Here is a 22,351-nt window from a genome sequence, read left to right as displayed (position 1 = left end):
CACGTTTTTAAGTTTAATTGTATGATGAATCAGTCTCGTCAAGGGTTTCAACTATGAGCAAAGCACTGAACGTTATCTGGCAATATTTGCGCGCATTCGTCCTGATTTATGCCTGCCTCTACGCAGGTATTTTTCTTGCGTCGCTACTTCCTATCACCATTCCGGGCAGCATTATCGGCATGCTGATTCTGTTTGTCTTACTGGCTTTGCAGGTGTTACCGGCAAAATGGGTTAACCCTGGCTGCTACGTGCTGATTCGTTATATGGCCCTGCTGTTTGTCCCGATTGGTGTGGGGATCATGCAGTACTTTGACCTGCTCCGCGCACAATTTGGTCCGGTAGTGGTGTCCTGTACCATCAGTACGCTGGTCGTTTTCCTGGTGGTGAGTTGGAGCTCGCACATTGTGCACGGTGAACGCAAAATCGTTGGGCAAAAAGGGTCAAAAGAATGATGTCGTATATCTGGTGGTCGTTACCTCTTACGCTGGCGGTATTTTTTGGCGCACGTAAGCTGGCTGCACGATTTAAAATGCCGCTATTGAACCCGCTGCTGGTTGCCATGGTGGTGATTATTCCCATTCTGCTGCTGACCGGCATTCCCTACGATCACTATTTCAAAGGCAGCGAAGTACTGAACGATTTACTGCAACCTGCCGTGGTCGCGCTGGCCTATCCCTTATACGAACAGTTGCACCAAATTCGCGCCCGCTGGAAATCAATCATTGCTATCTGTTTTGCCGGGAGCGTTGTGGCGATGGTAACAGGTACGACAATCGCTTTGTTGATGGGCGCATCACCGCAAATTGCCGCGTCTATCATGCCAAAATCGGTCACCACGCCTATCGCTATGGCCGTGGGAGGCAGTATTGGCGGCATTCCGGCTATCAGCGCCGTATGCGTTATTTTTGTCGGTATCCTCGGGGCAGTATTTGGTCATACGTTGCTTAATGCGATGCGCATTCGCACCAAGGCCGCTCGGGGGCTGGCAATGGGCACCGCGTCGCACGCCCTGGGTACCGCACGCTGTGCAGAACTGGACTACCAGGAAGGCGCGTTTAGCTCTCTGGCGCTGGTTATTTGCGGCATTATCACCTCGTTGGTTGCCCCATTCCTGTTCCCGATTATTCTGGCGGTGGTGGGTTAACCTTCATTTTTTAGCTATTTATTTGCGATGCGTTGCACATTTTTCATTTAAGTTTCATAAGTTGCATACGTAATGGGATTTAGATCACATATAAAGCCATAACAGGTCCGTAAACTACGATTCCATTACATTGTTATGAGGCATCGCCATGCATCCACGTTTTCAAACTGCTTTTGCCCAACTCGCGGATAACTTGCAATCAGCCCTGGCCCCTGTTCTGGCGGATGCGCATTTCCCCGCCATGCTGACTGCTGAGCAGGTCTCTTTGCTGAAACGCGAATCGGGACTGGACGAAGACGCGCTGGCATTCGCTCTGCTGCCGCTGGCTGCGGCCTGCGCGCGTACTCCACTGTCCAATTTCAACGTTGGGGCTATTTCTCGCGGCATCAGCGGCAACTGGTACTTCGGTGGGAACATGGAGTTCCTGGGCGCGACCATGCAGCAAACTGTTCATGCCGAGCAAAGCGCTATCAGCCACGCCTGGCTGCGCGGTGAAAAAGGGCTCGCCGCCATCACCGTCAACTACACGCCGTGCGGCCACTGTCGCCAGTTTATGAACGAACTAAACAGCGGACTGGATTTACGTATTCATCTGCCGGGACGTGCGCCACACGTGCTGCGCGATTATCTGCCAGATGCCTTCGGCCCGAAAGATCTGGAGATTAAAACGCTGCTGATGGACGATCAGGATCACGGCTTCGCACTGCAGGGCGATGCGTTGACCCAGGCAGCAATCACCGCTGCCAACAGATGTCATATGCCGTACAGCAAATCCCCAAGCGGCGTGGCGCTGGAGTGTAAAGATGGTCGTATTTTTAGCGGCAGCTATGCTGAAAATGCTGCTTTTAACCCAACCCTGCCACCACTGCAAGGCGCGTTGAACCTGTTGAATCTGAATGGTTATGATTATCCAGATATCCAACGCGCCGTGCTGGCTGAAAAAGCCGATGCGCCGTTAATTCAGTGGGATGCGACGTCTGCCACGCTGAAAGCACTGGGCTGCGACAATATAGAGCGCGTGCTACTCGACTAAGTCGTGTTGCCCGATGGCGTAACGTCATCGGGCAACAGTGACTAAAATCCCCTCAATCAGATTGCTGTTTCTTGCGCTACGTCTTCGGGTAAAGTAGCCTGATTGAAATTCCATCCAAATAACGAGTTTTCTGCATGTTAAAGCGCGTGTTTTACAGCCTGTTAGTCCTGCTAGGCTTGCTGCTTTTGACTGTGCTTGGACTCGATCGGTGGATGAGCTGGAAGACTGCTCCCTACATTTACGACGAACTGCAGGATTTACCCTACCGCCAGGTAGGTGTGGTTCTGGGCACGGCGAAGTATTACCGCACCGGCGTCATCAATCAGTATTACCGCTACCGCATTCAGGGCGCATTGAACGCCTATAACAGCGGGAAGGTAAACTATCTGCTGTTAAGCGGCGACAACGCGCAGCAAAGCTACAACGAACCCATGACGATGCGTAAAGATCTGATTGCCGCAGGCGTCGATCCCGCTGACATCGTGCTTGATTACGCCGGGTTCCGAACGCTCGACTCCATCGTGCGCACCCGTAAGGTGTTCGATACCAACGATTTCATCATTATTACCCAGCGATTCCACTGTGAACGTGCCTTGTTTATTGCGCTCCATATGGGTATCCAGGCCCAGTGCTACGCCGTACCTTCGCCAAAAGATATGCTCACCGTGCGGGTACGTGAATTTGGTGCCCGTTTTGGTGCACTTGCCGATCTCTACATTTTTAAACGTGAACCCCGCTTTTTAGGCCCACTGGTCCCTATCCCTACCATGCATCAGGTACCGGACGATGCACAGGGATATCCGGCAGTCACGCCTGAACAACTGCTCGAATTACAAAAGAAACAAGGAAAATAAGCATGGATGTACAAACCCTTTTCGTCGTGTTGGCCTTTCTGCTCATTCCCGTGTTTTGTTTTCGTGAAGCCTGGAAAGGCTGGCGCTCGGGAGCCGTAGATAAAATTAAAAAGAATGCGCGTGAACCGGTTTTCGCTTATCGCAATCAAGAGCCACTGCAATTTTGGTCTTACGTACTGGTTTATGCTGGATGCGGGTGCTTATCCTTCGGTATGGTTATTTACTTAGTTTTTTATCGATAACGCATTTGCCTTTATATTAGCGTTTGAGAATAGCTAATATTTTGATAATAGTTACCATTTCAAGATAAGGGATTAATGCTGCCCGTCAGCATTTCCCTCAAACTATCTTCTATTTGTGAATCCTTTCACAGAATACTCTTCCTGCAGTGCTTAGCCTTAAGAATAGCCTTTCACTTTTTATATTTTGTTATTAACGGTTTGCCTTAATTTACTCAAGCATTAAGGAAGAAAATATGCCACAACAAAATTATCTGGATGAGCTCACGCCTGCTTTTACCCCATTATTAGCAATAAAAGAGGCTTCCCGCTGTTTATTATGTCACGATGCCCCCTGTAGTCAGGATTGCCCGGCGCAAACCGACCCGGGGAAATTTATTCGCTCCATTTATTTCCGTAATTTTAAAGGCGCAGCCGAAACTATCCGCGAAAATAATGCGCTCGGTGCGGTGTGCGCTCGAGTTTGCCCAACCGAAAAATTATGCCAGCGCGGGTGTACGCGTTCAGGAATTGATAAACCTATTGATATTGCGCGTCTGCAGCGCTTTATAACCGATTTTGAACAGCAGACCGCGATGAAAATATATCAGCCAGCAACAAAAACGCTGGGCAAGGTCGCCATTATCGGTGCAGGTCCGGCAGGATTACAGGCCAGCGTAACGCTGAGCAATCTTGGTTATGACGTAACCATCTTCGAAAAACAGGCTCAGCCAGGCGGCTGGTTGCGCTATGGCATCCCAGAGTTTCGTTTGCCGCATTCGGTTTTGGATCATGAAATTGCCCGTATCGTTGAAATGGGCGTGACCATCAAGTGCAATTGTGAAGTCGGCAATGCCCTTTCCGTTGAGCAACTCAAAGCAGAATATCGCGCCGTACTGGTTACCCCAGGTATGTCTTACGGCTCAACATTGCCTCTTTTTGAGCAAGCGAATCACGTTGAAATTGCCGTCGATTTTCTGCAACGCGCCCGACAAGCCAGCGGCGATATTACCGTCGCCAAAAGTGTATTGATCATCGGCGGTGGCGATGTGGCGATGGATGTCGCCAGTACGTTGAAACTGCTGGGCTGCCCGTCAGTCACTTGTGTCGCGCGTGAAGAACTGGCTGATTTTCCGGCCAGCGATAAAGAATTCAGCAGCACCCAGGCATTAGGCGTGTCGATTATTGACGGTTTCACGCCCGTGGCGGTAAGCGGAAATCAAGTTACCTTTAAGCACGTACGCCTGCCAGGCGAACTCACGCTAGAAGCCGATCACATTATTCTTGCCGTCGGTCAACACGCTCAGCTTGATAATTTCGCCACGTTAAAGCCACAACGCAATCTTATCAATACGCAAAACTACCAAACCGCCGATCCGGCTCTGTTTGCTGCGGGCGATATTGTTGAAGGCGATAAAACGGTCGTTTACGCCGTGAAAACCGGAAAAGAAGCCGCTCAGGCCATTCATCACTATTTAGAGGGAGCTTGCTCATGTTAACGAAAGATCTTTCTATTACCTTTTGCGGCGTCAAATTTCCCAACCCGTTCTGCCTCTCTTCCTCTCCGGTGGGCAACTGCTATGAAATGTGCGCCAAAGCCTATGATAGCGGTTGGGGCGGCATTGTTTTTAAAACGATCGGGTTCTTTATTGCGAATGAAGTCTCCCCGCGCTTTGACCATCTCAGCAAAGAAGATACCGGCTTTATTGGCTTCAAAAACATGGAGCAAATTGCCGAGCATCCGCTGGAGGAGAATCTGGCTGCTATTCGGCGACTGAAACAAGACTACCCGGATAAGGTCCTGATTGCGTCGATCATGGGGGAAAATGAGCAGCAATGGCAGGAACTGGCCCGCCTGGTTGAAGAAGCGGGTGCAGATATGATCGAGTGTAACTTCTCCTGCCCGCAAATGACCTCGCATGCTATGGGCAGCGATGTAGGACAAAGCCCTGAGTTGGTTGAAAAATACTGTCGGGCGGTTAAACGCGGTTCGCCCCTGCCAATGCTGGCTAAAATGACACCAAATATTGGTGATATGTGTGAGGTGGCGCTGGCGGCAAAACGCGGAGGAGCCGACGGCATCGCGACCATCAATACGGTTAAATCCATCACTAATATCGACCTGAACAGGAAAATCGGGATGCCGGTCGTCAACGGTAAATCCAGTATTTCCGGCTACTCCGGCAAGGCCGTTAAACCTATTGCTTTGAGATTTATCCAACAACTACGCATGCACCCTGAACTGCGGGATTTTCCGATTAGCGGCATTGGAGGAATTGAGACCTGGGAAGATGCCGCCGAGTTTTTACTGTTAGGCGCTGCCACGCTGCAGGTGACCACCGGGATCATGCAGTATGGATATCGGATTGTGGAGGACATGATCAGCGGGCTGTCACATTACCTCGCCGATCAAGGGCTTGACTCACTGGAGGAGATGGTGGGTCTGGCCAATGCCAATATCATCCCCGCCGAGGAGCTTGACCGTAGCTACATTGTCTATCCGAACATCCATCTTGATAAATGCGTCGGCTGTGGTCGCTGCTACATCTCCTGCTATGACGGCGGGCATCAGGCGATGGAATGGAATGAGGAAACCCGTACACCGCACTGCAATACGGAAAAATGTGTGGGATGTTTATTGTGCGGTCACGTTTGCCCGGTAGCCTGTATTGATCTGGGCGAGGTGAAATTTAAACCTGGAGAGAAAGAACATGCGTTAACGTTGTAACGCAGATAAAAAAGCCCGGTGCAGGTTGCGCTGCACCGGGCTTTTTACATTGTACGATTACTTCTTACGCGCGTACTTCAGTGAGTCCAGCGCGACCGCGAAGATGATAATGCCGCCCTTGATAATATACTGCCAGTAAGGGTTTACGCCGATGTAGGTCAGACCGTAGTTGATGACGGTGAAGATAATCACACCGGTCACCACGCCAAACACAGTACCTACCCCGCCGCTGAACGACACGCCACCAACCACGCACGCCGCAATCGCATCCAGCTCATACATAAAGCCGAGGTTGTTGGTCGCCGAGCCGATACGCCCGGCTTCCAACAAACCACCGAAGGCATAGAACACGCCAGACAACGCATAGATAATCAACAGGTTCAGCGCAACGTTTACCCCAGACACTTTCGCAGCTTCCGGGTTTCCGCCGATGGCGAAAATGTTTTTACCGAAGCGGGTCTTGTTCCACAGCACCCACACAAAGGCCACGGCAATCAGCGCGTAGAAGGTGATGTAGGAGAGTCGGAAACTGCCCAGTGCAATAAAGCCCTGTGCAAAGGTTGAAAATCCGCTGTCAAAGCCAGAGATTGGCGATGCGCCGACGAAGTCGTAGTACAGGGAGTTGATCCCGTAAACGATAATCATCGTACCCAGGGTGGTGATAAACGGCGTCACGTTCAGGTAAGCAATGATAATACCGTTCACCAGACCGATAATGGCACCAATCACGCAGACAATCAGCACCACTACAATGATCGGCATCGTCGCCATTTCCGGGAACACCTTGTTGGCATTCTCCATCGACTGCAACAAAGTCGCTGCCACCACTGCCGCCAGGCCAACCTGACGCCCCGCCGACAGGTCGGTCCCTTGGGTAACAATCAGTCCAGCCACACCCAATGCGATAATAATACGCACCGAGGATTGTGTGAGAATATTACTCAGGTTCAGTAAGCTTAAGAAAGTGGGATCCTGGAAAATAATAATCGCCAGCAAAACCAAAAGAACAACGTAAATTCCGCCTTCTTTCAGGTAAGTAAGAAAACTTTTCTTATTTAACGCACTCATGAGGAGCCCCTAATCTTAAAGGTGCAAAGACGCAAGACGGAGGATTTCGTTTTGCGTTGTTGTTTTAGTGTCAACAATTCCGGCAACGAGACCATTGCTCATCACCAGAATACGATCGGTAATACCCAGCAGCTCCGGCATTTCAGAGGAAATAATAATAATCCCCTTATCCTTTTTCGCGAGTTCGGCAATTAACTGGTAAATTTCAAATTTCGCGCCAACATCGATTCCACGCGTCGGTTCATCCAGCATCAGAATTTCTGGCTGCGTTAATAACCAACGACCAATAACCACCTTTTGCTGATTACCGCCAGAAAGTGAACCAATTTGCGTACGATGGCCCGGTGTTTTCACCCTCATGGAGTCAATTACCCACTGGGTGTCACTCTTCATGCGGGAATTATCCAACAGACCGACTTTGTTTTTGTAATTTTGGATATTAGAAATTAACGAGTTAAAACCAATGTCCAGATACGCATAAATACCGGTTGAGCGGCGCTCTTCCGTGACCAGCGCAAAACCATGGTTGATGGCTTCATTTGCACTGTGGTTATTAATCTTTTTGCCGTGTAGCGTAATCGTACCCGATGATTTCTCACGAATACCAAAAAGCGTTTCAACAATATCCGTGCGTTTTGCCCCCACCAGACCGGCAATCCCGAGAATTTCCCCTTTGTGTAAATCAAACGAGATATCACGAATCGACGGCTGACGCAGCGAGGTCAGGTTACGCACTTGCAGAATGACTTCACCAGGTTTGTTTTCTTTATCCGGAAAACGTTGGTTCAGTGAACGCCCAACCATCATGGCGATGATCTTATCCATATCCAGCCCTTCCAGCGGCTGGGTCGCAATCCACTGGCCGTCGCGTAGAACGGTAATTTCATCACACAGCTGGAAAATTTCTTCCATTTTGTGAGAAATATAAACAATACCGCATCCACGCTCTTTCAGCTTACGGATGATAGTGAACAGATGATTAACTTCTTTCTCGGTTAACGATGAAGTTGGTTCATCCATGATGACGATTTTGGCGTCATAGGAGAACGCCTTCGCAATTTCAATCATCTGCATTTGTGAAACGGATAATGTGCCGACGCGCGCACGCGGATCGATATCAATATCCAGTTCATCAAATATCGCTTTGGTATCGCGGTACATTTTTTCCTGATCGACAAACATGCCTTTGGTGGGATAGCGTCCCAGCCACATGTTGTCCATCACAGAGCGTTGTAATACCAGGTTTAATTCCTGGTGTACCATCGAAATACCATTCTCAAGCGCTTCCTTAGCAGAATGAAAATCGATTTCTTTACCCTGAAATAAAATACTGCCGGAATCTTTTTGATAGATGCCGAAAAGACATTTCAATAATGTTGATTTCCCCGCGCCATTCTCCCCCATTAAGGCGTGAATAGAATGCGGGCGGACTTTTAAATTGACATTATCAAGCGCCTTAACGCCGGGGAAGGACTTGTTGATGCCGGTCATTTCCAACAAGTATTCGCCTGACGACTGAGTATGTGTGCTGACCATAATTATACCTTGTTGGCCTTGCAGAGTGCGTTATTAAGGGCGCAATGAAATTGCGCCCACAGACGGAGTATTTACTTATTGGTGAACTCGGCCAGATTATCTTTATCGACACCTACGTACGGAACGCGAACAATCTTGTTCTCAATTTTCCAGTTAGTGCCATCTGCCGCACCTTTGCCATCAGCCAGGTTTTTCGCCAGATCAAAGGTGGCTTTCGCCTGGTTATTAGCATCGTTCAGCACGGTACCGGCCATAGCGCCAGATTTCACCAGCGCCAGTGCTTCAGGCAGGGCATCCACGCCAAATACCGGTACGCTGGTTTTATTGTGTGCCTTCAGCGCTTCAACTGCGCCCATTGCCATCGCATCGTTGTTGGCGATAACGACTTCGATTTTGTTCGCGTTCGGACCGGACATCCACGCATCCATCTTATCTTTCGCCTGAGCGGTATCCCACATTGCAGTATCTAACTGCAGTTGCTCAGTTTTAATGCCTTTGTCGTTCAGCTCTTTAATCACGTAAGTAGTACGTGCTTCAGCATCCGGGTGTCCCGGTTCGCCTTTCAGCAGAACAAACTGAATTTTGCCGTCTTTGTTCAGGTCCCAGTTCGGGTTAGCTGCCCAGTGTTTGGCAATCAAATCACCCTGAATAATACCGGACTCTTTAGAGTCAGTACCGACGTAATACGCTTTGTCATAGCTGTCCAGCGCCTTGCGAGAAGGTTCTTTGTTGAAGAACACGATCGGTACGTTCTGTCCGCGTGCTTTTTCAATGACCGTGCCTGCAGCTGCCGGGTCAACTAGGTTAATCGCCAGTGCTTTAACGCCTTTTGCCAGCAGCACGTCGATCTGATCGTTTTGTTTGGACTGGTCGTTCTGCGAGTCGTTCATCAGCAGTTGTACATCTGGCGCCGCTTTGGCATCTTTTTCAATAGCCTTACGTACCACTGACATAAAGTTATCGTCATACTTATAGATAGTCACACCAATACGGGTATCAGCAGCGTGCGCAGCCGCGCCGAATAACATGCTTGCCATTACAGCAGACAGGGTCAACACCTTCTTATTCATGGTATCTCCGGTTTTATTATGCAGGGTAGTACTTGAGATAAATGCTCGGCAGGCAGAACGTTACTGAAGTGTTACTGAACGCCGAAGCTCACTTTTAAAAATATTTCTTCCGTGTCTGGCAACGCTCCCAAAACAGGCTTTAATTATCGTTTAAGGCAGCTATACCTCGATGAAAGTGATTATTCACCGTTACATAGTAGTTACAGCGCAACAAACAGTGTCATCATAGCTATCGCATTGTTAATATACTGTGAATTTACTCACATATTGAAAGCGGTTACATCGCGCTGCGTTATAAGTTAGTGATCGGTGCCGCATTCTGCCGCAGCGCCACTGAATGGCGACGTACCAGCGTCGGCATAAAGCAATGCGTCGCCTGCGGATCCAACGTGCCAGCCGCGCCCTGTAGTGCAAGTTCCGTCGCCATTTTTGCCATAGAGGCAATGGGATAGCGCACGGTGGTTAGCTGCGGATCGGTGTAACGCGCGATGGGAATATCATCGAAGCCAATGATTGAAAGGTGTAATGGAATAGCGATACCGTTATCTTTTAGCGCGGTCAGCGCGCCAGCTGCCATATTGTCGTTATAAGCGAAGACTGCCGTCAGTTGTAAATTGCGCCCCAGCAGTTCCACCATCGCAGACTCGCCGCCCTGCATATCGGGCGAACCGGTGCCGACCCAACTTTCTGCCGCAACAATCCCCTGCTCTTTCAGAGCAGTTAACCACCCTTCTTTGCGCATGGTGTCATCTTCAATGCGATGGCTTGATGCCAGATAACCGATGCGTTGATGACCATTATTCAGCAACATACGGGTCGCCATTTTAGCGCCGCTGATGTTATCCAGGCAGACGCAACGGTGGGCGTAACCCGGTACCAGGCGATTGATCAGCACCATGCCGGGGATTTGATCCATAAACTCGGCCAGTTCCCGATCGCTCAGTGCTTTAGAGTGTACAATCAATGCGTTACAGCGTTGGCGAATCAACACTTCAATGGCATGACGTTCTTTTTCCGCCTCATGGTAGCTGTTGCCAATCAGGACATACTTCTGATGCTGCTGGGCAACCATATCCACGGCTTTTACCAGCGCGCCAAAAAACGCATCTGATACATCCATGACGACAACACCAATCGTGTCGCTTACCTGCGTCGCCAGCGCTTGTGCGTTGGCATTAGGTCGATAGCCAAGCTGAGTGACTGCTTTCATTACCGCTTCACGCGTATCGGGACTCACTAGCGCACTGTTGTTCAGTACGCGGGAAACGGTCGCTACAGAAACGCCAGACTGCCGTGCCACATCACGAATGGTTACCATATTCACTGCCCTGTTTTAGATTGCGGCTGCCCGCAGACACCCCAGGCTGGGTATTTTGTCAGCACAATGAAACGGACTGCGTGAGTGATGTCACAGGAATGAAAGCGCTTACATCCATTTTGTTAATGAATGTGATCCAGATCGTTATCTGGATGTTCGCGGTAATGATGTCCCTGCAGCACGCAGGGTTAATTGACGCCACAGCCATTCCACCGGGCCCTGGCGGTAATAACGTAGCCATATCACGGAGAAAAGTAAGTTAATGACCCAGACCGGGATGACGAAATACAGCAGCTCCAGCCGGTCGAATTTCATAAATAAGCCGAATTGATAGAACAGCGTGGTACAGATTAAGGTTTGTAACAGATAGTTGGTTAATGCCATGCGCCCCACACAGGCGACGGCAATGACCCATTTTAAACGGCTAAGCTGCGGCCAGAAACCGTACATCAGCGCGGTGTAACCAATGGTCTGCATCGGCGCTCCCAGCTCTCGCGGGGCTTGTAACAGGAAAGCACACCAGCGGTAGGCCCAGTCCAGATTCCACTGAGCGATGATAGCAGGCAGGTTTATCGCCATCCCAATAATGACCAGCAGCACGCCGGTACGTCGATAGTGCTGCAAACTGTACTGCCCTTTTAGCCAACCGCTGCGCATTAATGCCGCGCCGAGCAGCATCATCCCCGCCAGTTGCCAGCCGTACTGAGCACCCAACGCCAGCAAGCTATTGGACATCATATCCACGCGATTGCTGATTGCTTCCATTCCGCCGTTCACTTTCCAGTATTTTTCATACAGCAACGCTGAAGCATCCGGCGTCCAGGCGCGGCTGGTTTCGCTCCCGGAGATCACACCCAACAGCAGCAGTACGCCAACGCCCACCAGATACAGCAGCACACCAGTGTTAAATAAGCCTTTTACCGACGGCGCATCCCGGATCAGCCGCCAGCAAATCAGGCCGATCAAGCCATATGCCAGCAGGATATCGCCATCCCAGAAGAGTAAACCGTGAATAAAACCCAATAACACCAGCAGCGTAAGCCGTGACTGGATCCAGCGTTTACCGCGTGGGAGCAGCATTTGCAGACCGGCACCGAACAGCAGCGCAAACAGCGTGAGGAATTTTACCTGCGCAAAGAGATCGAGCAGCGCCCAGGTCCAGGCATCGGATAAGGTGATGTCGCCATACCAGGCAGGATTGAGGTATGCCGCCTTTGGCAAGCCAAAGGCGCTAATATTGAGAAGCAGGATACCAAGAATGGCGACGCCACGAATAAAATCCAGCGTGACATTACGCTCCATGGTTCCTGCCCTAATCAGTTGTGATGACGTACTGCGCGCAGGAATTCCTGACGCGTGTTCTGGCTGGACTTAAACAATCCACCAAGAGAAGTGGTGGTGGTCGCACTGGTCGCATCACGAATGCCGCGCGCTTTCACACAGTAATGCACCGCATCAATCGACACCGCCACATTATTCGTCCCGAGCAGCGTTTGCAGCGCGGTGAGAATTTGCTGGGTCAGGCGTTCCTGTACCTGTGGGCGCTGGGCGAAGAACTGCACAATGCGGTTAATCTTCGACAGACCAATGACCGAATCTTTCGGAATATACGCCACCGTCGCTTTGCCATCGATAGTGACAAAGTGGTGTTCGCAGGTGCTGGTCAGCGTAATATCGCGGACCGTGACCATCTCGTCCACCTTCATTTTATTTTCAATGACGGTGATTTTCGGGAAGTTGGCGTAATCGAGGCCGGAGAAAATCTCATCGACATACATTTTCGCAATGCGATGAGGAGTTTCCATCAGACTGTCATCGCTCAAATCGAGATTGAGCAATTGCATAATCTCGGTCATATGGCCAGAGATAAGACGTTTGCGTGTTTCGTTATCCATCTCTTGCACGGGCGGGCGCAGCGGGGTTTCGAGACCACGCGCAACCAGCGCTTCATGAACCAGTGCCGCTTCTTTACTGAGTGATGACATTTCTTCTTCTCCTGCAGGTGGGGCGCCTCTGCCCTGCATGGGGCAAAGTTTTTAGGCTGTATCACAGCCAGAACATTGTGCGTGAGGCGGCGCACATAATCCAGTATTCACCGCGATAATTATTGAAATTGGCACAGCCTTTTAACTGTAGCAACTTCACTTTCTGTTCAGCCCGGTGACGTTGAGTGTTAATGTAAAGTTATATAGATGATGAAGTATGTTTGCTCAATGCGGAAGTGAAAGTTACTCACAGTGCAATGAATAATCTGTATTATGGTGAGTTCGCAAACACATACAGGTTCAACACAACAAGGAGCCACGCATGGAAATGCTTGAAGAGCACCGCTGTTTTGAAGGCTGGCAGCAACGCTGGCGTCACGACTCCACCACGTTAAATTGCGCCATGACCTTCAGTATTTTTCTTCCGCCACCCCGCGATAACGCCCCACCTCCGGTGCTGTACTGGCTGTCGGGCCTGACCTGCAATGATGAAAACTTCACCACCAAAGCCGGCGCACAGCGCATCGCGGCTGAGCTCGGCATTGTCCTGGTGATGCCTGACACCAGCCCGCGCGGCGAGCAGGTTGCCAACGATGATGGCTACGATTTAGGCCAGGGCGCGGGATTTTACCTCAATGCCACTCAGCAGCCATGGGCAACGCATTTTCGCATGTATGACTATCTGCGTGATGAGCTTCCGGCACTGATTCATTCGCAGTTTAACGTCAGCGATCGCTGCGCCATCAGCGGACACTCCATGGGCGGTCACGGCGCATTGATTATGGCGCTGAAAAATCCCGGGAGATACACCAGCGTTTCAGCCTTTGCGCCGATCGTAAACCCTTGTCGCGTTCCGTGGGGCGAGAAGGCTTTTAGCGCTTATCTGGGTGAAGATAAAACACAATGGGCTGAGTGGGATAGCTGCGCGTTAATGCTGGCCAGTAAGCCCACAGACGCGATTCCGACGCTAATTGATCAAGGAGACAGCGATCAGTTTCTTGCCGATCAGTTGCAGCCCGCAGTGCTGGCCGAAATAGCCCGTCAAACCGCATGGCCAATGACACTGCGTATCCAGCCAGGTTACGACCACAGCTATTACTTTATTGCGTCGTTTATTGAGGATCACCTGCGCTTTCATGCCCAGTATTTGCTGAAGTGATCACCAGTAAAGCGTATTTTCTATTGCCGCGCTGTAGCTCATCTCTTCTGACTGCGGCGCGGACGCTTTACGATTTAGATCGGCCGCCTGTTGGCGTACCTGTAATCGCCCCACGCTCTCACCGCCTTCATAACCTTCGTTAAAATTACGCACTTCAGACTCGAATAAGATTGCATCCAGGTGATGCAACTTATTCAGTGCACGCAACAGGGAGATAAGCGTGTCCAGATTGAGGCCGCCGCCTTTCTCAATGCGTTTAATGGTCGCAATGCCGACCTGTGCGCGGTCAGCAAGTTGCTGCTGCGTTAGCGCCAGAGAAATCCGCGTTTCTCTGATGCGAGCGCATAATGACAAGATGATTTCATCATTATTCATGGTGTTATATTTCATGCCGCCCTCCCCGATTTTTGGGCTGAATTTTCCCAAGGCAGCCGTGATACGTCTCACGGTACTTCGCGCTCATGTCTTTACCCGTTTCATACATGGCGGCAATCACCTCATCGAGCGAAACGCATGGCTCGCTGACACGGCTCATCGCCATCGTTGCGGCGTTAATCGCTTTTACGGACGAAATCGCGTTTCGTTCGACGCAGGGAATTTGTACCTGCCCGCCAACCGGATCGCAGGTCAGTCCGAGATGGTGCTCCATGGTGATTTCTGCGGCATTCAGCACCTGAGCAACTGACGCCCCCATCAGTTCCGCTAATCCGGCTGCGGCCATCGAACTGGCCACGCCGATCTCTCCCTGACACCCAACCTCAGAACCTAAAATAGACGCGTTTTGTTTGAACAGTAGCGCGATGGCGCCAGCGGTGAGGAAAAAGCGGATAACCGATGCGCTATCCAACTTACAGACAAACTTATCGTACCAACTGAGGACCGCAGGGATGATACCGCTCGCACCATTGGTCGGCGCGGTCACCACTCGCCCTCCAGCGGCGTTTTCCTCGCTGACGGCAATCGCAAACGCATTCACCCAGTTGAGGTTGGTGAGAAAGTCGTTAGCAGAGGGTTTCATTGCCAGTAATTTATAGAGCGAGCAGGCCCTGCGCGGCACCTGATACGAGCCTGGCAGTAGGCCTTCAGTATGCAGACCACGATGGACGGCCTGCTGCATTATCGCCCAAACGTACGCGAAATAGTCATGCAACGCCGCCTGGGAATGCACCTGTAATTCATTTTTCATCATTAATGCCGCAACGGATAGTCCATTACGCTGACACAGTTCCTGCAGCTGCGCGGCATTTTGAAACGCAAAAGGAAATGCGTTTTTTTGCGCGGCTCTCTCGGGCGCCGGCTCGCCGGGTTTGCGAACCTGGCCGGCGCCGGTTGAAAACCATGTTTCTTCATACAACGTAAAATAATCATCCCTGGCACGAAACGTCATCGCATAGGGATGGCCAGAATGCGGTTGTTGATTCGGCTTAATCGCGACCGTCACGGTAACTGAAGGAGAAAGCGTCAGGGTGCCGTCCTGTTCAGCACGTTTAATGAGATCCATCTGCTGGAGTAAATCAACATCATCCGGCTGATTGCCCAACAGCCCCAGATAAAGAGCGATATCAACGTTATGACACTTGCGGCTTAATGAGAGCGCACCGTATAGCTCAACCTCGATTTCTCGCGTTAGCGGTAAGATCTCCTGTAGCTTTAATTGTGAAATGAAGTTAAACGCAGCACGCATTGGCCCTACTGTTCTTGAACTGGAAGGCCCTATGACGACTTTAAAAATATCAATACAACTTTCCATTTTAGACCCATCCCTGTTAGTTAAAATAGAATATACCGCCAATAGCAACAGACCGTGATGTGTATATCAAAAATGATACCTTTCAGACTTTGTTTATTTATTGGTATAAAAAACAATACTATTTTATCTTTTTTTTAACATTCACATCTGTGATAAAGCAGGATTCAATCGTCACCCCCTACTATTAAAATAACCTTAATTTACAGGAGTAACATAATGGCAATTATTTATTTTATTAGTGCAAAAGATCCTGAAAAACTTCAGGCATGGCTGCACAATACATTTCTAAATACCGAGACCAAACAATATCCGTGCGCACTGGAACAATTATCTATAGCCGCATTCAATAAACCGTATTTAAAATTATCAATACCCGATGAAATATTCACCGATGACATATACAAGAAACTAAGGGCTACATCGTTCACTCAGCAATTTGATTTTTTCCTAAAACCGCAAATCATCCCGATTAACGGGATCATCGCCTTTGACATGGACTCGACATTTATCGAGGAAGAAGGTGTGGATGAGATTGCCCGCGCGCTAGGCATCACCGATCGGATAACGGAACTGACGCAGCAAGCGATGGAAGGAAAACTGGATTTCAATAACAGTTTCACCCGGCGCATCGGAATGTTAAAAGGGACACACATCCATGTCATTAATGCCGTATGCGATCGGATGACGGCCTCTCCCGGCATCACCACCATTTTGCCATTCCTCAAGCAGAAAGGATTTAAAACAGCGATCATTTCCGGCGGACTGGATATTTTCACCCACCGCTTACAACAGAAATATCAGCTGGACTATATATTTTCAAATACCGTTGAAGTCAGGAATGGTATGCTGACAGATAATATTTCCGCGCCAATCATGAATGCAGAAAATAAGAAAAAAACATTGGCCATGCTTGCCGACTCTCTGCAGATGCCTCAGCATAATATTATCGCCTGCGGTGATGGCGCCAACGATATTCCCATGCTCACGTATGCTGGCACTGGTATTGCCTGGCGAGCAAAACCCGCGGTCAGAAATTTAATTAACAATCAGATTAATTTTCACGGATTCGAGTCGCTTTTGTTCTTTATCGAAAATGGATTATAACCCACAAGCACTGCCTGAAGGGAAGATCATATGAGCTTGAAATCATTTATATTCAGCCAGGCTGATAAGCCGGTTGTAAAAGAAAAAAAAGAGATTGACCATACTTACAAAAAATTCAGGATAGAGATTATTACCTCGGTTTTTATCTCTTACGCGGTCTTTTATTTAACACGTAAAAACTTCTCAGCCGCCATGCCGGCCATGCTGTCAGATACCACTCTGACCGCAGAAGATTTTGCCATCATGTCTTCACTGTTTTACATCCTGTATGGCTCAATGAAGTTTGTTGGCGGCATGCTGGTTGATAAAATCAATCCGAAAGCCATGACCGGCCCGGTGCTCATTGGCGTGGGGATCGTTAATATTCTGTTTGGTTTTTCCGACAGCGTTGCCGCGTTTTATGTGTTGTACAGCCTCAATGCTATCCTCCAGGGCACCAGTTTTCCACCAATGGCAAAGATCATGGCATCCTGGTTTTCCAAGAATGAACGCGGACGTTGGTGGGCGGTCGTTGAAGCGGCGCATAATATTGGCGGGAGTCTCGCCCCACTGCTGACAAGTTTCGCGATTGTCTGGAGCGGTAGCTGGAAAATGGGTTTTTATGTACCGGGCGCAATCTCCTTGCTGATGGGGCTCGTAGCGCTCTTTACGATTAAAGACCGTCCCGGGACCTTAGGTTTGCCTAACGTTGGCGAATGGCGTAAGGATCCAACAGAGCTTGCCCAAGTGAAAGCCAGTCCGGTAAATCTCTCCTTTTGGCAGATTTTCGTCAAATATATCCTGATTAACCCATTAGTGTGGATTATTATCATTGGCGATATGTCCGTTTATATTGCCCGCACCATCCTCAATGACTGGCCGCAAATTTACTATTCTCAGGTACATGGCTGGAGCCTGATTAAAGCCAACTCTATTATCTCGTGGTTTGAAGCCGGTGGACTTGCCGGAGGGTTACTGGCGGGTTACTTATCTGACTTTATGTTTAAAAGTAACCGCTGGATGACAGGCTTAATATTCGCATTAATGCTGTGCGTATGTATTACCTTAATCCCACTGGTTCAGGATACCTCATATACCATTACGGCCATTCTCTTCACCATTATGGGTTTCGCCCTGTACGGGCCGCATATGCTTTTTGCCGTAGGTTGTCTGGACGTCACTCACAAAGATGCGGCGGGATCGATAACTGGCTTCCGCGGATTGTTTAGCTATGTCGGCGCGGCGTTAGCGGGCGTACCGGTGATATTAGTGAAGAACAACTGGGAGTGGTCTGGAGTCTATCTCTATGCCGTGATCGCAATCCTGTTAACCACCTTGTCACTGGCCTTACTCGCCAAATTCCATCGACTATAAGCCAGCCATAACAGGACAGTGGCGCCATCGCCGCTGTCTTTCGGTTGGGTTCTTTCAGCGTCAAAAAGGTGTCCATCTTCTTCATCCCTCCATCATTCCTCCACTTTTTCTCCTTTTTTCTTCCTTCACTATCTTATTGATTAAAAAAGCATTTCACCCCAGATCACATCAAACACAAATGATTTCTATTATCATTTGTGTTTACAAATATTCATACTTTTGTACAATCCCTCCGCTTCTTTACTGAAAAGAGTCCTTAAAAGACAAATACATACAATTGTCATGGCCTTTCACATGACGCGCAGTTTGATTCATTTAAATGGAATGATACAAATGACTATACCTCACGTTAAGGCTGTAGCTGCCGCAGTATGCGTCGCCAGTCTCCCATCACTCGGCCATGCCGCTGAACAAGATACCGTGGTAGTTACCGCTACCGGCTTTGAGCAGAAAATTCAGGATGCCCCGGCTTCGATATCTGTTATTACCAAGCAGCAGATTGAGGACAAAGCCTATCGCGATGTCACCGATGCGCTAAAAGATGTCCCTGGCGTCGTCGTCACCGGCGGGGGGAGCAGCAGCGATATCAGTATTCGCGGTATGGCTTCGCAATACACGCTCTTCCTGGTCAACGGTAAACGCATCAGCACCCGCGGCACACGTCCTAATAGCGACAACTCAGGTATTGAACAAGGTTGGCTGCCGCCGCTTGAATCCATCGAGCGTATCGAAGTCATCCGTGGCCCGATGTCATCACTGTACGGCTCCGACGCGATGGGCGGTGTCATTAACGTCATCACCAAGAAAGTGTCGAATACCAAAGCCTGGACCGGTTCTCTGCACGGCGATGCCACTTTCCAGGAAGACAGAGACTCCGGCGATATTTACCAGACCAACGCCTATGCGTCTGGGCCACTGATTGACGGATTACTTGGCGCGAAGGTGACCGGGTTATTCTCCCATCGGGCGGAAGATAAAATCCTCAATGGCTACAATGAACAGCGTATGCGTAACGGGGGCTTAACCCTGAACTTTACGCCAGATGATAAAAACGACATCGATTTCGATTACGCACGTGAATTGCAGGATCGTGACAGTACCCCAGGCAAATCTATGGCTGAGGAAAACTGCCGCAACGGAAGCTGTAAGCCAAACAGCAAAAGCGAAAGCAAGTATGTGCACACGACGTATTCTTTAACCCATAGCGGTTATTACGATGACTTCAACTCCACCAGCTATGTCCAGCAGGAAGAGAGCGAAAACCCGGGTCGCAAAATGAAGTCTTACAATACGATTTTCAATAGCCAGAACCAGGTCTTCCTTGGGGCGCATACCCTGACGCTAGGTGGGCAATACCGTTATGAGAAACTGCGTGATAACGGCAACCAGCTGCAAGCGGCTGATGGGCTGAACAAATTGACCCGCTGGAGCTGGGCGTTGTTTGCTGAAGATGAATGGGCCGTTACCGATACCTTCTCGCTGACCGGCGGTCTGCGTATGGATAAAGATGAGAACTACGGTGACAACTGGACGCCACGCGGCTATGGCGTATGGCATCTGAGCGATCAATGGACCTTAAAAGGCGGCGTTTCGGCGGGCTACCGTGCGCCAGACCTGCGCCAGTCATCAGCAAACTGGGGACAGGTCACCGGCGGCGGTCGTCTGAACGGAATCATTGTCGGCAACCCGGACCTGAAGCCGGAGAAAAGCCTCAGCGAAGAAATCGGCTTACTGTGGGATAACGGCGATAACCTCAACGCAGGCGTCACCCTGTTCAATACCGACTTCAAGAACAAAATCACTGAAGTGCGCCGTTGTAACAGCAGTTCCGATCCGGCCTGCACCATCGGCAATACCCATTATGACTTCGTCAGCGATCGCGTTAACGTCGATAAAGCCAATATGCGTGGCGTAGAATCCACCTTCGGCTGGAAAATAACCTCTGACGTCAACTGGACTGCGAACTACACCTACACGGAATCTGAGCAGAAAAGCGGTCAGTTCTCCGGCCAGCCGTTGAACAAAATGCCGAAGCATATGTTTAACACGACGCTGGACTGGCAGGCCACGCAGGATCTCGGTTTCTGGAGCCGCCTGAATCTGCGTGGAAAAACGTCTGAATACCTGAGCCGTACTTCCATGGCGCAGGGTACGCCGTCCTATACGCAGGTCGATGTGGGTTTACGTTACTATGCCACCAAGGATTTGTTGATGACCGCTGGCGTGTATAACGTGCTGGATAAGCAAATCGATTACGATACCTACGACACCGTTCTCGATGGTCGTCGTTACACGGTTGGCATGACTTACAGCTTCTAAGTTTGACGCAATAAAAAACCCCGGCACTCATCATGCCGGGGTTTTTGTTATGCTTTTTATACTGTTATTTCTTCACGCGACCCGGGAATTTCATTTCGCTGTAGCGGACAAAATGGGTTCCTTTGGTCAGCTTATAGCCAAACCAGATAATCAGGAACAGCGGGATACCAATATAGGTAGCCATCACGCCGCCCCAGTCAATGCTGTCTTTCAGGAACGCTTCGTAGTTCTGGCCGAGAGTGATAATCAGGCACAGCACAAAGGCGAAGATCGGACCCAGCGGGAAGAAGCCAGAACGGTACGGCAGATCCTTCACATCGTGGCCCTGCAGCACATAACCGCGACGGAAGCGATAGTGGCTAATGGCGATCCCCAGCCAGGCGATAAAGCCCGTCATCCCGGAAGTATTTAGCAGCCACAGGTATACGGTCTGGTTGCCAAACATCGAGGTCAGGAAGCACAGCCCCGCCACCACGGTGGTCGCATACAGCGCGTTACGCGGTACGCCGCCACGAGACAGTTTACCGAAAATACGTGGCGCTTTACCGTCACATGCCAGGGTGTAAAGCATACGCGTGGAAGCGTACATCCCGGAGTTACCTGCAGACAGCACCGCCGTCAGGATAACTGCGTTCATCACCGCTGCCGCAGACAGCAGACCCGCATGCTGGAATACCAACGTGAACGGGCTAACGCTGATGTCTTTCACATCGTTGCGCAGCAGGCTCGGATCGGTGTACGGAATAATCAGGCTGATAATCAAAATCGCGAACACATAGAACAGCAGGATTCGCCAGAATACCTGACGTACCGCACGTGGAATGTTCTTTTCAGGATCTTCAGATTCACCTGCCGCGATACCGATCAGTTCCGTCCCCTGGAAGGAGAAGCCGACGATCATCGCCACGCCAATCATCGCAGCAAAACCACCGGCAAACGGTGCATCACCGGTCGTCCAGTTGCTCCAGCCCACCGGCTGAGCGCCTTTGAAGATACCGAAAATCATCATTACGCCAACTACGATGAAGATAATGACGGTGGTAACTTTGATCAGTGAGAACCAATATTCCGCTTCACCAAATCCGCGAACGGAAATGTAGTTCAGCAGGAAGATCACGCCGAGGAACAGCGCACTCCAGATCCAACCCGGCGTGTCCGGGAACCACCAGCTCATCACCAGCTGTGCGGCCACCAGGTCAACGGCAATCGTTACCGCCCAGTTGTACCAGTAGTTCCAGCCCAGCGCGAAGCCAAAGCCTTCTTCTACGTAGTTCTGACCGTAGGTGGAAAACGAGCCAGAAACCGGCATATAGGCCGCCAGTTCACCGAGGCTGGTCATCAGGAAATACACCATCAGACCGATCAGAATATAAGAGAACAACGCGCCGCCAGGACCCGCTGCAGAAATAGTTGCACCAGATGCAACGAAAAGACCTGTACCGATGGAGCCTCCAATGGCAATCATCGTCAGGTGACGCGCCTTCAGTTCACGACGTAGCGTGGGCGCTTCTGTGGTTTTAGTTTCGGAAACCATGTGAAAATGCTATCCATCCAAAAAATGAGGCGCGATTGTAGCAGACGAAACGGCATTCTTCCGGCACAAATGCGCTGTTATAAGAGACCTTCATGACTGGCCGCGGATTATAAGTAAAGCAGAAAATAGAGGGTGCAAGGCGGTTAAAACGTAACCGCCATTATGCAAAAAGGAGTCG

The 22,351-nt window shown here is 50.0% G+C and carries 20 protein-coding genes; 11 read left to right on the top strand and 9 right to left on the bottom strand.

Features of this window, described 5'->3' with window-relative positions; genetic code table 11:
- The first annotated feature begins 53 nt into the window (after positions 1 to 53).
- From SK39_RS19460 to preA, 7 genes are all read left to right on the top strand, one after another.
- Positions 54 to 452, top strand: coding sequence for a CidA/LrgA family protein (locus SK39_RS19460; protein WP_003027379.1), 399 nt, complete (start codon positions 54 to 56; stop codon positions 450 to 452).
- Positions 449 to 1,144 (top strand): CidB/LrgB family autolysis modulator, encoded by a 696-nt coding sequence (locus SK39_RS19455; RefSeq protein WP_003027380.1) that lies wholly within the window; start codon positions 449 to 451, stop codon positions 1,142 to 1,144. Before SK39_RS19460 ends, SK39_RS19455 begins: the two co-directional genes overlap by 4 nt.
- 148 nt (positions 1,145 to 1,292) lie before the next feature.
- Positions 1,293 to 2,177: a cytidine deaminase gene (gene cdd / locus SK39_RS19450; protein ID WP_003027381.1), complete on the top strand. Its 885-nt coding sequence runs from the start codon at positions 1,293 to 1,295 to the stop codon at positions 2,175 to 2,177.
- Positions 2,178 to 2,311: 134 nt separating this feature from the next.
- Positions 2,312 to 3,031: an outer membrane permeability protein SanA gene (gene sanA / locus SK39_RS19445; protein ID WP_003027383.1), complete on the top strand. Its 720-nt coding sequence runs from the start codon at positions 2,312 to 2,314 to the stop codon at positions 3,029 to 3,031.
- Positions 3,032 to 3,033: 2 nt separating this feature from the next.
- Positions 3,034 to 3,273, top strand: coding sequence for a DUF2542 family protein (locus SK39_RS19440; protein WP_003027385.1), 240 nt, complete (start codon positions 3,034 to 3,036; stop codon positions 3,271 to 3,273).
- A gap of 233 nt (positions 3,274 to 3,506) precedes the next feature.
- The gene (locus tag SK39_RS19435) at positions 3,507 to 4,748 is read left to right on the top strand and encodes an NAD(P)-dependent oxidoreductase (RefSeq protein ID WP_032936671.1); all 1,242 of its coding nucleotides are present in this window, start codon (positions 3,507 to 3,509) and stop codon (positions 4,746 to 4,748) included.
- The gene (gene preA / locus SK39_RS19430) at positions 4,742 to 5,977 is read left to right on the top strand and encodes an NAD-dependent dihydropyrimidine dehydrogenase subunit PreA (RefSeq protein WP_003845190.1); all 1,236 of its coding nucleotides are present in this window, start codon (positions 4,742 to 4,744) and stop codon (positions 5,975 to 5,977) included. Before SK39_RS19435 ends, preA begins: the two co-directional genes overlap by 7 nt.
- Before the next feature lie 57 nt (positions 5,978 to 6,034).
- Here preA and mglC read toward each other — a convergent pair whose 3' ends face one another.
- The 6 genes from mglC to folE all read right to left on the bottom strand — a co-directional run bounded on the left by mglC (position 6,035) and on the right by folE (position 12,954).
- Complete coding sequence (gene mglC, locus SK39_RS19425; RefSeq protein ID WP_003027393.1) at positions 6,035 to 7,045, bottom strand: galactose/methyl galactoside ABC transporter permease MglC; 1,011 nt, start codon at positions 7,043 to 7,045, stop codon at positions 6,035 to 6,037.
- A gap of 15 nt (positions 7,046 to 7,060) precedes the next feature.
- Entirely contained in the window at positions 7,061 to 8,581 is a 1,521-nt protein-coding gene (mglA, locus tag SK39_RS19420) for a galactose/methyl galactoside ABC transporter ATP-binding protein MglA (RefSeq protein WP_003027396.1), read from the bottom strand.
- A 71-nt stretch (positions 8,582 to 8,652) separates the two neighbouring features.
- A complete protein-coding gene (mglB, locus tag SK39_RS19415) occupies positions 8,653 to 9,651 on the bottom strand; it encodes a galactose/glucose ABC transporter substrate-binding protein MglB (RefSeq protein ID WP_003027399.1) in 999 nt (332 codons plus the stop codon).
- A gap of 292 nt (positions 9,652 to 9,943) precedes the next feature.
- On the bottom strand, positions 9,944 to 10,969 hold the full coding sequence (galS, locus tag SK39_RS19410; protein WP_003027402.1) for an HTH-type transcriptional regulator GalS: 1,026 nt from the start codon (positions 10,967 to 10,969) through the stop codon (positions 9,944 to 9,946).
- Between the two features lie 144 nt (positions 10,970 to 11,113).
- Positions 11,114 to 12,271, bottom strand: coding sequence for a DUF418 domain-containing protein YeiB (gene yeiB / locus SK39_RS19405; RefSeq protein WP_048217328.1), 1,158 nt, complete (start codon positions 12,269 to 12,271; stop codon positions 11,114 to 11,116).
- Positions 12,272 to 12,285: 14 nt separating this feature from the next.
- Positions 12,286 to 12,954, bottom strand: a complete 669-nt coding sequence (gene folE / locus SK39_RS19400; RefSeq protein WP_003027410.1) for a GTP cyclohydrolase I FolE — start codon at positions 12,952 to 12,954, stop codon at positions 12,286 to 12,288.
- Positions 12,955 to 13,276: 322 nt separating this feature from the next.
- On the opposite strand from folE, the gene fghA reads away from it, so the two are divergent.
- A complete protein-coding gene (fghA, locus tag SK39_RS19395; protein WP_003845184.1) occupies positions 13,277 to 14,113 on the top strand; it encodes an S-formylglutathione hydrolase in 837 nt (278 codons plus the stop codon).
- On the opposite strand, the gene SK39_RS19390 is transcribed toward fghA, so the two are convergent.
- Entirely contained in the window at positions 14,114 to 14,503 is a 390-nt protein-coding gene (locus SK39_RS19390; RefSeq protein ID WP_003840109.1) for a helix-turn-helix domain-containing protein, read from the bottom strand.
- Entirely contained in the window at positions 14,493 to 15,863 is a 1,371-nt protein-coding gene (locus SK39_RS19385) for an L-serine ammonia-lyase (protein ID WP_071687535.1), read from the bottom strand. The genes SK39_RS19390 and SK39_RS19385 overlap by 11 nt, the downstream gene beginning before the upstream one ends.
- Positions 15,864 to 16,079: 216 nt before the next feature.
- Between SK39_RS19385 and serB the strand changes: the two genes are divergently transcribed.
- The 3 genes from serB (at position 16,080) to SK39_RS19370 (ending at position 20,639) form a co-directional block, all read left to right on the top strand.
- Positions 16,080 to 16,967: a phosphoserine phosphatase SerB gene (gene serB, locus SK39_RS19380; protein WP_048217326.1), complete on the top strand. Its 888-nt coding sequence runs from the start codon at positions 16,080 to 16,082 to the stop codon at positions 16,965 to 16,967.
- 30 nt (positions 16,968 to 16,997) lie between these two features.
- Positions 16,998 to 18,320, top strand: coding sequence for an MFS transporter (locus tag SK39_RS19375; RefSeq protein WP_003845176.1), 1,323 nt, complete (start codon positions 16,998 to 17,000; stop codon positions 18,318 to 18,320).
- 333 nt (positions 18,321 to 18,653) lie between these two features.
- Positions 18,654 to 20,639: a ligand-gated channel protein gene (locus SK39_RS19370; RefSeq protein WP_048217325.1), complete on the top strand. Its 1,986-nt coding sequence runs from the start codon at positions 18,654 to 18,656 to the stop codon at positions 20,637 to 20,639.
- A gap of 64 nt (positions 20,640 to 20,703) precedes the next feature.
- Here the strand turns inward: SK39_RS19370 and lysP are convergent, their stop codons facing one another.
- A complete protein-coding gene (gene lysP, locus SK39_RS19365) occupies positions 20,704 to 22,173 on the bottom strand; it encodes a lysine-specific permease (protein ID WP_003027419.1) in 1,470 nt (489 codons plus the stop codon).
- Positions 22,174 to 22,351: the final 178 nt, after the last annotated feature.

This window comes from Citrobacter sp. BIDMC107 (genome assembly GCF_001037575.1).
GTDB classification, from domain to species: domain Bacteria; phylum Pseudomonadota; class Gammaproteobacteria; order Enterobacterales; family Enterobacteriaceae; genus Citrobacter; species Citrobacter freundii.
The sequence above is the reverse complement of the archived record's forward strand: the minus strand, read 5'-3'. Positions and strand labels throughout refer to the sequence as shown.